Source organism: Carboxylicivirga sp. (assembly GCF_982718395.1).
On record NZ_CEXQWX010000003.1, the window covers coordinates 35,221 to 48,389 of the forward strand.

7 protein-coding genes are annotated in these 13,169 nt (G+C 37.5%); 6 read left to right on the forward strand and 1 reads right to left on the reverse strand.

What is annotated here, in order from left to right; genetic code table 11:
- Positions 1–11: 11 nt before the first annotated feature.
- The 6 genes from AC4MRQ_RS01180 to xylE all read left to right on the forward strand — a co-directional run bounded on the left by AC4MRQ_RS01180 (position 12) and on the right by xylE (position 11,319).
- Complete coding sequence (locus AC4MRQ_RS01180) at positions 12–4,910, forward strand: DNA repair ATPase (protein WP_491195801.1); 4,899 nt, start codon at positions 12–14, stop codon at positions 4,908–4,910.
- 56 nt (positions 4,911–4,966) lie between these two features.
- Entirely contained in the window at positions 4,967–5,380 is a 414-nt protein-coding gene (locus AC4MRQ_RS01185; protein ID WP_491195802.1) for a hypothetical protein, read from the forward strand.
- 436 nt (positions 5,381–5,816) lie between these two features.
- Complete coding sequence (locus AC4MRQ_RS01190; protein WP_491195803.1) at positions 5,817–6,806, forward strand: GntR family transcriptional regulator; 990 nt, start codon at positions 5,817–5,819, stop codon at positions 6,804–6,806.
- A gap of 62 nt (positions 6,807–6,868) precedes the next feature.
- On the forward strand, positions 6,869–8,341 hold the full coding sequence (locus AC4MRQ_RS01195) for a xylulokinase (protein WP_491195804.1): 1,473 nt from the start codon (positions 6,869–6,871) through the stop codon (positions 8,339–8,341).
- A gap of 101 nt (positions 8,342–8,442) precedes the next feature.
- Positions 8,443–9,759 (forward strand): xylose isomerase, encoded by a 1,317-nt coding sequence (gene xylA / locus AC4MRQ_RS01200; protein ID WP_491195805.1) that lies wholly within the window; start codon positions 8,443–8,445, stop codon positions 9,757–9,759.
- Between the two features lie 168 nt (positions 9,760–9,927).
- Complete coding sequence (gene xylE, locus AC4MRQ_RS01205; protein WP_491195806.1) at positions 9,928–11,319, forward strand: D-xylose transporter XylE; 1,392 nt, start codon at positions 9,928–9,930, stop codon at positions 11,317–11,319.
- A 176-nt stretch (positions 11,320–11,495) separates the two neighbouring features.
- Here xylE and AC4MRQ_RS01210 read toward each other — a convergent pair whose 3' ends face one another.
- The gene (locus AC4MRQ_RS01210) at positions 11,496–13,100 is read right to left on the reverse strand and encodes a helix-turn-helix transcriptional regulator (protein WP_491195807.1); all 1,605 of its coding nucleotides are present in this window, start codon (positions 13,098–13,100) and stop codon (positions 11,496–11,498) included.
- Positions 13,101–13,169: the final 69 nt, after the last annotated feature.

The following is a 13,169-nucleotide window of genomic DNA, read 5'->3' on the forward strand; positions in this document are numbered from 1 at the left end:
ATAAATGATTTATGTCTGATAATCAAAACACCACAGATAAAAACATACAGCTTGAAGAAGGCACCTACGAAATCATTAAAAACAGATTACGTAAAAATGCCGGCGACCTGGGCCAAAGGTTAGATCAGCTTAATACGGCACGAAAAGATGTATTTGGATCCATTGAAAGTACACTAGTGGCGACAGATCGCATCAGTACAGAAAATAATTGTACGCCGTCAGATATGGTGGCCTTGGGTAACACCTTACTGTTTGGTTACAACGTAACCATGGGTCTGAAAACAAAAACCTCTTTAGATGATGTATTCAGTGTCTATGATTTTAAAGAGCATATTTTTAACCAAAAAAATATGAACATCATTAATGACACTCAGTTTGTTAATGATTTTGACAACCTCTATGAATATTACAAAGAGACTCAATTCAAGAAATTTGCAACCATTGGTCCCCATCTGTTTATGGTGTTTCAGACAGGGAAAAGTAATGATGACATCAAGGCTTTTAAATGGTTGATTAAGGGTGATAAACTTGAATATAAAGGAAACAGAAGCTCGCATGAATTTGTATTCCCTGATCAGCATGAGTTTAAATGGGAAAAGGTGACGCGTGAGCAATACGTTTACGGTGAACATCCTCACGTAACCATCGAAGACGTTGTTTTTGTGGAAGCAGTGGGAGGTGATATTACTTTCAAAATTGAAGATAACACTAACTCGGGTCGTGGAATTTATGCCGAGGAAGTGGAGGTGAAAGATCAAACGCTTGATGATGCTGAAATACATTATTCCATTATTGGTAACCTCATAATCATCCGGATTCTACCTTATAAAGAAAAAGAGTTCCGTTACTTTGTTTATAATTCAAAGATCCAGAAAGTTCAAAGGATTGATGCATTAGAAGATTCATGTGTATTATTACCCGATGATCAGGGGCTTATTTTTGCCAATGGATATTATTTACAGAATGGACAGTTTAAGTTATTCGACCGCGATATCGAAGGTCTGATGTTTGAGCGTAAGCTGGCTTCGATTAATGGTGAAGATTTTCTTTATACATTTTATAATCAGGAGATCGGTGCCTATGTTTTATTGATTTACAATCTGATTAATCAACGCGTAGAAACGCCCATCATTTGCAATGGTTATTCCTTATTTGATAATGGCGAGTTGTGTTATTTTAAAAAGCCGGATGATCCTACACGTCATCACGTTATACAGGTGTGGCAAACGCCTTTTATGACTGCAGAGTTCCAGGTGGCGCCAACAAATAATTCACGCCTCTATAAAATTGGAAATAAAGATGTAGTGAAGGCAATGGCTGAGTGTAATGAAGTCATATTGTTAGTGAATAAAGACGAGACCTATGCCGATGTATACGGCGATTTGGTGAAACAATGTACGGATGTGATTGATAGCTACTATTGGCTGTCTGAACCAGATGCTTTTGATATTAAATCACCGCTGATTGAAATCAAAGAATCAGCTTTTTCAGCCATTGCCGAGTATGAAAAGGTGCGCAACATCCGAAAAAATACCAGAGAGCGTATCGACGCTGTAAGCGTTAAGGTGGATGAAATATTCTCGCATATTACCAAGCAAAAGATTGGTGACATTGATCGTTATGTGGAGTTATTGGCAGCGCTTCGTACCGTACGTGGAGAAGTGATTAGCCTGAAAGAACTACGCTACGTTGATATACCTTTCGTGGAAGAGTTGGAAAGCAATGTTGAAGAAAAAACGATCCGCCTTTCGCAGGATTGTGTGACCTTTTTGTTGCGCGATGAGGCCTTAAGATCTTATGAAGATAAAGTAGAAAATATCCGTGAGGGCGTTACCAAAGTAGCCAAAGTGAGCGAAGCGGACGAACTCTCCGATGAAATTTTAAAACTAGCCGGACAGCTCGAAATGCTGATCGACATTGTTAGCAATCTGAAAATTGATGATGCCACGCAAACCACACAGATCATCAATAATATTTCAGGTGTTTATTCACAGTTTAACCTTATAAAAACTGACCTGAAGAAGCAGCGAAAAAGCCTGAGAGCTGTTGAAGCAAAAGCTGACTTTAGTTCGCAGTTGAAGCTGGTAGAGCAGGGCATGTTCAATTACATCGATCTTTGTGATACGCCTGGTAAAGCCGATGAGTACCTTTCGAAACTAATGGTGCAGCTAGAGGAGCTGGAAGGTAAATTCTCCGATTTTGACGAGTTTATGCCGGGAATTGCCGAGCGACGCGAACAGGTCTACAATGCTTTTGAGTCGAAAAAACTAAGCCTGGTGGAAGAGCGTAACCGCAAAACAACAGCTTTACAATCGTCAGCTGAACGTATCTTAAAAGCCATTCGTAGTCGCATTTCCAAGTTCAATGAGATATCAGAAGTCAATGGTTATTTTGCATCAGATCTGATGATTGAGAAGGTACGCGATGTTATTACCCAACTAAAAGAGTTGGACGACAATGTTAAGGCCGATGACCTGGAAAGCAAACTTAAGTCGCTTAAAGAAGAAACCATTCGTCAGATTAAAGATCGAACAGAACTGTTTGAAGACGGAGCTAACATCATCAAGTTTGGAAACCATAAGTTTTCGGTGAACACACAGCCTTTGGAACTGTCAATGGTCAACAAGGAAGGGTGTATGTTTTATCACCTTACAGGTACCAACTTCTTTGAAGAAGTTAGTGATATTGAGTTTCTGGAAACCAAAATGATTTGGAATCAGCTATTGCCATCCGAGAATGAAACGGTTTATCGGTCCGAATACCTGGCTTACGAGATATTTATGGCTGCGCAAAATAAAGTAGAAAATCATCCATCATTAAGAGAATTAGCAGAGATGGAGCAAAAAGCTCTGGTTAACTTCGTGCAGAAAGCAATGGCATTGCGCTACAGCGAAGGCTACTCGAAAGGTATTCATGATGTGGATACAGCCATTATCCTCAAGCAGTTGTTAGATGTTTATGCCAACGCCGGTTTGTTACGTTACCCGGCTGATGCGCGTGCTATGGCTGAGTATTTCTGGAAAGTCTATTGTGCCGATGAGGTGCGAGAAGATCTTAATAACAACCTAAAGGGTGCAGGACTGATCATTAAGGTGTTCCCCGAAACCCGACAGTTTGACTATTTATTGGAGTCACTAACCGCGATGTTAGAAGAATTCCAGGCTGATGAAAAACTTTTTAATGAGTCATTAATTAATGATGCGGTGCATTTCCTTTTTTACCAGATGATAGACGCAGATGAGTTTATAATCTCTAAAGAGGCCATCGTTCATCTGGATGGATTTCTGGCTTATTTAAGGAAGAATCGAGCGACTAAAACCTATGAAGAGTCGTTGAAACCACTTGAAAAAGATCGTGCCAATGCTTATCGCTTAATCGCCAAATGGGTAAAAGCCTACCTGGATATGGAAGGTAAGTCGGATGAGTATTTAAATGAAATAAGCATCACTCTTTTACTCGATTCGAAGTTAAAGAAGCAGCTGATTGATCAGCCTGTTTGCACTGAACTAGAAGGATTACGTGGCTCTCATGCCTTATTGAATGAGCATCTTTATAGTTTTCATTACAATGACTTTATAGCCAAGCTAAGGAGTTTCCGCCATAACATTGTACCGAAGTTTGAGAAATACAATGTACTTAAAAAAGAGCTGGCAGACTCTTTTTCTGAAGAATTACGATTAAATGAGTTTAAACCAAGGGTGTTAACCTCTTTTGTTCGAAATAAGTTGATCGACAAGGTGTATTTGCCGTTAATTGGTAATAACCTGGCCAAGCAAATTGGTGCCGAGGGAGCTGGAAAACGTACTGACCTGATGGGTATGTTGTTACTTATCTCACCTCCGGGTTATGGTAAAACCACCTTAATGGAGTATTTGGCCAGCCGCCTTGGTATTATCTTTATGAAGATTAATGGGCCTTCCATCGGACACACCATTACATCACTGGATCCATCTGAAGCTGAAAATGCAGCTGCTCGTGAAGAGCTTGAAAAGCTAAATCTGTCTTTTGAGATGGGTGATAACGTGATGATATACTTGGATGATATCCAACATTGTAACCCCGAGTTTCTGCAGAAATTTATATCCCTATGTGATGCACAGCGAAAGGTGGAAGGTGTGTATAAAGGCAAGAGTAAAACCTACGATTTCCGAGGTAAAAAGGTGTGTGTGGTGATGGCTGGTAACCCATATACCGAGAGTGGCGAGAAGTTTAAGATTCCGGATATGTTGGCTAACCGAGCCGACATCTATAACATTGGTGATATTATCGGAGGATCGGATGAAGAATTTAAACTTAGTTACATTGAGAATTCATTAACATCCAATCCGGTGCTTAACAAGCTTTCTTCAAAAAGCCAGAAGGATTTGTATACTTTAATTTCGATCGCTCAAACAGGTCGTAAAGAAGGACAGGAATTCGAAGCTTCGCATACTCCTGAGGAAATTAACGAATATGTCACCGTTCTTAAAAAGCTGATAACGGCTCGGGATGTGATCCTAAAGGTTAATCTCGAATATATCTCCTCAGCAGCTCAGGCTGATGAATACCGGATAGAACCACCATTTAAGCTGCAGGGGTCGTATCGTGATATGAATAAGATATCGGAAAAGATATTACCAATCATGAACAATCAGGAGTTGGAAACATTGCTGTTATCGCATTATCGAAACGAAGCCCAAACACTGACCAGCGGAGCCGAGGCAAATATTCTGAAGTTTAAAGAAATATATGGTGTTATTACAGATGAGGAACGTACCCGTTGGACCGAGCTGAAGGAAACATTTGTGCGAAATAACAAGCTAAAAGGTATGGGTAATGATAACCAGGCAGCCCATGTATTGGTGCAAATGGAAGAGATCGCCAAAGGTGTGTTCGGTATTAAGGATGAAATAGGCAGGAACAAAAATTAAAGTGAGGTTATGCCCAAAGGCAGATTGATAAAATTTTAAACAGATTAAAAAGTTATATGAACATTAAAAACTATTTTGACTCAGCAGAAGCACAATTGGCCTTATTTGTAAAAATGGCCAAAGCAGATGGCGAAATTATCCAGTCAGAAATGATATTTCTGAAGTTGTTGGCACACAAACTGAAGATTTCCACAGACGATTTTGACTACATTCTGGAGAATCCTGATAAATATAAATACCTCCCACCCGCAAATCCCAAAGAGCGTTTTGCGACGCTATACATGGTCATCCAAATGATGAAAGTTGATCTTACGATGAATGAGGAAGAAATAGCCCTTTGTTATGAGGTTGGAAAGAGACTCTATATCGATGAAGATAAAATGCAAAATATTATAGAGTTATCTAAAAAACAGGAAAAGAAGGTTGTTGGATATGAGGAAATAGAGAAAATCTTATTACCAGTGTTATAACCCTACACTATAGTTGTGAAGTGCAGACCCAATTGATTAATTTATCAAATGGTTGGTCTGCATTTCTGTTTTCTGATGTTTGGTAGATTAATGAAGGGGAACTATGTAATTCAATAAATAGAAGCTGAGTGTTATAATATTTGAATCAATACTGCTTAGGAGACGAGTAACTTTTTAGATTAGAGGCGTTTCATGAAAAAACAGATAGTCAAATTATAATGCTTAATATTGGTGTGTAAATAGTTTATTCCTAATATTTTAAAACCTGGTGTTGAATTGTTTAAAAGATGAAGCTTCGTTCTGTACAACAAATTTGAGATTTTTCAAATACAAAGTGTTCTTTGTTTCATATTGTCTAGTGAGTTCATTTTTCTTATTAAAGAAAGAAATTCTACATTTGTACCTACCAGAGCAGAACACTTAAAATCCGATTAGGATGATTAAATTTAAGATCAATTCCAATAGCGAAATTCCAAAGTTTCAGCAATTAGTTGATACAGTCGTCAATGCATTAGCTGAGAATAAATTATACGAAGGAGACCAACTACCATCTGTAAACACAGTTTGTCAGACCTATAAGCTATCCCGTGATACAGTTTTTAAAGCTTATGGAATTTTAAAGGAGCAGGGTGTTATTGAATCAGTGCCTAATAAAGGTTATTTCATTGCTAAAGAGGGGAGAAAGGTTTTTCTTTTTCTTGACACATTCAAAGCATATAAAGAAGTTTTATATGGTGAATTTGTAAAGAACCTGAATAAGGACACCATTGCAGATGTGCATTTCCATCATTACAATATTGAACTTTTTAAGAAGCTAATAGCAGATAGCCGAGGTCGTTATAGCAAGTATATTATTATGCCTTTTGATCACCCGGAAGTAGACAAAATTGTTAGCAGTCTTCCTTCTGAAAAAATATTGATAATCGACTGGGATACAAATATCAATAAGGTAAAAAATAAACTCTATCAGAATTTTAACGAACCGGTATATGAGGCATTACAGGAGGCTGATCACTTGCTTCAAAAGTACAAACGAAAAATAATGGTTTACCCGACATTCACTTACCATCCCATTATAACAGCTGATTGCTTCGAGAAGTATTGCAATGAAAGAGGCTATGAGCATTTTCGCTTGACAGATGAGGACGAACTTAGTGTTCGGGCAGGGGATATGTACTTCAGTGTAAGTGATCGTATGCTTGGGAATATTCTTGAGCAATGTAAAGAACGCAAGCTAGAACCGGGTATTGATGTTGGTATTCTATCGTATAATGAAACACCAATGAAGAAGTTTATTTATAAAGGAATATCTGTTGTTTCAACAGATTTTAAATTGATGGGACAGAAAGCTGCAGCTTTTGCTTCCAGCGATATTGATATGAATTTTTGTGTGCCAACAAAAATATTTTTTAGAGAATCATTATAAGCATGATTCTTTTTTATATGTTTGTAACATACCAGTACAGAACAGTACGGAAATGTTAGAGTATGTATTCATTAGGATTCGACATAGGAAGTTCTTCAGTAAAAGTTGCTTTACTTGATGTTACAACCGGGAAAGCGGTTAGTTCTGCTTTTTATCCCAAAGAAGAGATGGCCATCTCAAGCCCTCATCCCGAATGGGCTGAGCAAAATCCATCAGATTGGTGGAATAACCTAAAACAGGCTTTAAAGGATGTGTTGACCGAACCAGGTGTTAATAAATCAGCTATTAAATCCATTGGCATTTCTTACCAAATGCATGGATTAGTTGCTGTTGATGAGAATGGTGATGTGCTACGTCCAGCCATAATTTGGTGCGACAGCCGTGCTATTGAACATGGTAATAAAGCTTTTAATGAAATAGGTAAAGAACATTGTTTGTCTCACATGTTAAATTCACCCGGCAATTTTACGGCTTCTAAATTGAGGTGGGTGAAAGAGAACGAGCCGGAAATATTCTCCAGGATACACAAAATAATGTTACCGGGTGATTACATTGCTTACAAATTAACAGGTGATATAGTGACAACAAAGAGCGGTTTGTCTGAAGGAATCTTCTGGGATTTTCAAACACAAAGCGTTTCAAGAGAATTATTAAACAATTATGGTTTTAGTGCAGATATCATTCCAACCGTAAAGGAAACATTTGAAATACAAGGAGTATTAAGTCTGGAAACGGCGAAAGAGTTAGATTTGGAAGCCGGTATTGCAGTATCATACAGGGCTGGTGATCAGCCTAATAATGCCTTGAGTCTTAATGTGCTGAATCCTGGAGAAGTAGCAGCAACAGCAGGAACATCTGGTGTTGTTTATGGTGTAAGCGACCAGTTGAAATATGACCCTGCATCGCGCGTTAATACCTTTGCCCATGTCAATCACACCAATGTTGACAATCGCCTTGGGGTATTGCTCTGCATTAACGGAACAGGTATTCTTAATTCATGGTTACGTAAAAATGTGGCTGCTGAATTAGATTATATACAGATGAATGATGAAGCTGAGGCCATTGAACCAGGCAGTAACGGATTATTGATTTTTCCATTCGGCAACGGAGCAGAGCGGGTCTTGGAAAATAAGAACCCGGGAGCAACAGTTAAACATTTAAATTTCAATATTCACACGCGTGGTCATATATTACGTGCTGCCCAGGAAGGTATTGCATTTAGTTTTATGTATGGCATGGAAGTAATGGAGCAAACAGGTATTGCAACGAAAGTTATCCGTGCAGGTAAAGCAAATATGTTCCTCAGTCCAGTTTTCCGTCAGACACTGGCTGATATATCTGGTTCAACTATTGAGTTGTATGAAACAGATGGCGCTTTAGGTGCTGCGCGAGGTGCTGCTTTTGGAGCCGGTTTATATAATTCATTGGAAGAAGCATTTTCGTCACTCGAAAAGGTAGAAATTATCAGACCAAATCCTAATAATATTGACCAATTAGAAGTGACGTATGAAAACTGGAAACAAGAATTAAATTAAAAATAAATCTATCTGTTGGAAACCTAAGCTTCGGTTTAAACATTTTCAGGTATGCTTAATACGACAAACAAGTTTAGTTTCTGACATAAATTATTCAAATCATGGCAACAGGTAAGGAGTTTTTTTCCGGTATCGGAAAAATTGCCTACGAAGGCAGAGATTCAAAAAACCCATTAGCTTTTAAATGGTATAACCCGGAACAAATTATTGCGGGTAAAACAATGAAAGAGCACTTGCGCTTTGCCATTGCTTATTGGCACACATTCTGTGGAGATGGTGGCGATCCATTTGGACCTGGCACCAAAATTTACCCTTGGAATAAAGGAGTCGATGCGATGGATCGGGCAAAATATAAAATGGATGCAGCCTTTGAGTTCTTTACAAAGGTTGGTGCTCCATTCTATTGTTTCCATGATACTGATTTAGTTGGTGACGGAACTGTTTTTGAAATCGAAGAAAGATTGGCTAAAATAATTCCTGTTGCGCAGCAATATCAAAAAGAAACAGGAGTAAACCTGCTTTGGGGTACTGCAAATGTATTCTCAAATGCCCGATACATGAATGGAGCGTCTACTAACCCTGATTTTAAGGCATTAGCACATGCCGGAACTCAGGTTAAAAATGCGTTAGATACCACGATTGCTCTTGGGGGACAAAACTATGTATTCTGGGGTGGACGTGAAGGCTACATGTCATTATTAAATACCGATATGAAAGCCGAAAAAGAACACATGGCAATATTTTTAACCATGGCGCGTGACTATGCGCGCAAGAATGGCTTTACCGGTAACTTCTTTATTGAACCAAAGCCTATGGAACCAGCAAAACATCAGTATGATGTTGATGCTGAAACTGTCATCGGGTTCTTACGTCACTATGGACTTGATAAAGACTTCAAGCTAAATATTGAAGTAAACCATGCTACCTTAGCTCAGCATGCTTTTGAGCATGAATTGCAGTGTGCTGCTGACGCTGGTATGTTAGGAAGTATTGATGCTAACAAGGGTGATTACCAAAACGGATGGGATACTGATGAATTTCCAACAAATATTACCGAAACTGTTCAGGCCATGATGGTGATTCTTCAGGCTGGAGGATTACAAGGTGGAGGTGTTAATTTCGATGCTAAGACACGTCGTAACTCCACAGATTTAGAGGATATATTTATTGCTCACGTTTCAGGTATGGATACTTTTGCCCGTGCTTTGGTTATTGCGGATGACATCCTTACCAACAGCGATTACCTAAAGCAAAAAGCTGCACGTTACGAATCATTCGAAAGTGGAAAGGGAGCTGAGTTTGCAGCAGGTAAATTGACAATGGAAGATTTGCGTTCTTATGCAAAAGAAGTTGGAGAACCTGAAATGATCAGTGGTAAGCAAGAACGTTACGAACAGTTAATAAATATGTATATCTAGTAGTTAGTTATATTCCGGAAGATGTAAAATGAGCTAAATCTCAGTTTGTTCAATCTAATTACATATTTGGGTTATTCAGAATTTCAAACATACATGTAGTTAAGTGTTCAAAATGGCATCTTTGGGGAGTTTTCATATAGCTTCTGGTAGCTAGGTAATTCTGGGATTATGAAGAAACAACAAAATTTGGGCTATATCATGCTTTTGACTTTGGTGGCCACATTGGGCGGGTTGCTTTTTGGCTATGATACAGCTGTTATTTCAGGGGCTGAGAAATCCATCCAGGCTTTTTTAATTAATGGGCTCAATTTGAGTTCATTTGTTCATGGTGCAACAGTATCGAGTGCATTAATAGGTTGTATTATTGGTGGTGCAATTTCTGGGATATTTGCTTCGCGCTTGGGAAGGAAAAGATCTTTGATGGTAGCTGCTGTTTTATTTTTTATTTCTGCTCTAGGTTCCGGTAAACCTGAATTCCTGTTCTTTGAGCATGGTAAAGCCACCATTGGCTTACTTTATATGTTTAATTTCTATAGAATTATTGGAGGAGTCGGTGTTGGTTTAGCATCAGCTATTAGCCCTATGTACATTAGCGAAATCGCTCCTGCGCATATTCGGGGTCGATTGATTTCATTTAACCAGTTTGCAATCATCTTTGGAATGTTAGTGGTTTACTTTGTCAACTGGTCAATAGCTAAGGGACAAAGTATTGAATGGATTAACGAAACGGGTTGGCGTTATATGTTTTTATCGGAAGCCATCCCGGCAGGTTTGTTTGGTATCCTTCTTCTTTTTGTACCAGAAACACCACGTTACCTGGCCATGCAAGGTCAAAATGAGAGAGCATTATTAATTCTTGAGCGCATAAACGGAGTGGAAGCGGCCAAAAATATCCTCAACGACATTAAAGAAACTATACAGAAAACGGTGGCATCATCAAGTGTGATGGCATATGGTAAGAAAATCATTATCATCGGTATTTTACTTTCAGTTTTCCAACAATTTGTAGGAATCAATGTCGCATTGTATTATGCACCCCGCATATTTGAAAGTATGGGAGCTGCCAAAGATGCATCGATGTTACAAACCATTGTAATGGGGTTGGTTAATGTCATCTTTACCGTTGTAGCCATCCTCACAGTTGATAAATGGGGGCGAAAACCTCTGTTAATTACAGGCTCAATCGGAATGGCTGTAGGTATGATTGCGATTGGAATGTTATCCTTCCTGGAAGTGATTGGTATTAGTACCCTAGTGTTTATCATTGTTTACACTGCTTCGTTTATGATGAGTTGGGGACCAATCTGTTGGGTCCTAATCGGTGAAATTTTCCCAAATAAGATCCGTGGCAGAGCAATTGCAATTGCTGTTGCCGCACAATGGGCAGCTAACTATTTTATTTCGTCAACTTACCCAGCCATGATGGAGTTTAGTGGAGGAATGACCTATGTGTTTTATGGAATTATGAGTATACTCTCAGCCATTTTTGTTTGGAAAATGGTTCCTGAAACAAAAGGTAAATCTTTAGAAGAAATGGAAGACATAATTGAGAAATTGTAAGTCAAGATATATTTTGAATTAGAAAGTCCGTTAATCTTTATGATTGGCGGACTTTGTGGTATGTCGGGCATGGTAACATGCTACCAAGATGAAACGTTCTTGGGTTCGCCTAGTTGACAGGAAGAACTAGCAATTGGCAAGTGTTGATGATGGCAAAATTTTGTATGTCATCATGCTTATTTGGTTATAGATTTTAATGAACGTTTTGGTGTGACAATATGTTTTTTGAAGTATTCATTCAATTCCTCTGATTCATCAAGTTCAAGCTTTTCTTTCAATCGATGTTTAGCTTTTCTAATCGTAGATTTCTGAACACTTAATATTGAACTAATAACATCATTAGATAATCCTAAAGAGAACATTAGTCCATATCTCGCTTCGACCTTGGTTAAACTTGGATAAGTAGTTAGAACTTTGCTAATCGTTTCATAATAACATTCATCAAACTGATCAGCCAATGTTTTAATTTTTTTATTCTTATTAACTTCATATTCTTTTCCTAACTTACGCTGCATGAGAATCTTTTCATTCATTCCATCCATAAGTTTTTGCAATTCACTATTTTTAATCTTGATTTTGTTTTGATTGGTCTGATATCGTTTAAGGAAGGCATAAGATATTGTCAATAGAACAGTTAAAGCTAATACGGAAGATAAGATTGATATTTTATGTTCAAACCTAAGGTTATTGTTTTCAGATTCTAATTTTTTAATTTGTGATGAAATTTCCATTACCTTGGCTAACCTTGATTTTGATATCGTTTTGTTTTTTTTGTAAACCTTAAGGGCTTTATTGCTATAATGATAGGCATTGTATAGATTTCCAAGCGCATATTCCGATTTGTGAATGTAATGATAAGCATAGTATTTGCGAGCCTCAAGATTAAATTGGCTATAATATTCAAGTGCCTCATGTGAGAATTGTAAAGCCTCATGGTAGGATTTATTCATATATAAAAGAGCACCTTTTATTTGCAGTAAAGCAGGTAATTCTGAAATTTCCGGGGAATTACTAAAATTACAGTTAAGACCTTTATTGATACATATTATAGCACTATCCATCTCATTTGCACTCTGATATTTTATTGCAAGGTTTTTGTAAATATTAGCTGCATTATTTTCTAATCCTATACTGATAAATTCTTCGGCTAATTTATTCAATGTTCGAAAATCACTTTTATTAAAGTCTTTTTTTAATAAGGTGCTGATATAGTTGCTCTGTAGAACATGTTCTTTTGAGCCGTATTTAGAGATAAGGTTGGTACCATTCTCTAAATCGGTTTGATATTCATCTTTTAAATAGTATTTGCATCTGGCAAGACCAAATGAAGCAAGCCCGACATTTAAATTATTGGAGTTTTGAAAAATATCGAGGCAATTATAGTAATTAATTTTAGCTTGCTCCCATTGGCCTAATCCTTCTGAAATCCATCCAAGTAAAAGTTGACATTTAGCTTGTGTTTCAATGTCTGAAATATTAATGGCTTCATTAATGGATAACTCTATTTTTATTAATGAAGAATCGATAAAACCTTGTTTATAATACAATAATCCATCAAGATATATTAATCTCGGATAATAATTAGCTAAATATTTTTGATGATATTTTTCTTGAACTTCATTTAAGATAGAGTCTGCGAGATTTGGATGATAGTGAGTTAGCTCTTCAACGTTATCTATTATTCTATCAATATGCTCATTATTTAAATTTACTTGTATACAAGAGATCAAAGAAGGTACTATAATAACAAGAGTAATCAGGTTTGGTATTTTTATCAACATATATTGTTTTTGGGGCTCTATTACGATAGTGTTACAAAAAGGTTTTAAAAATAATGTTAAAAGGGTTGT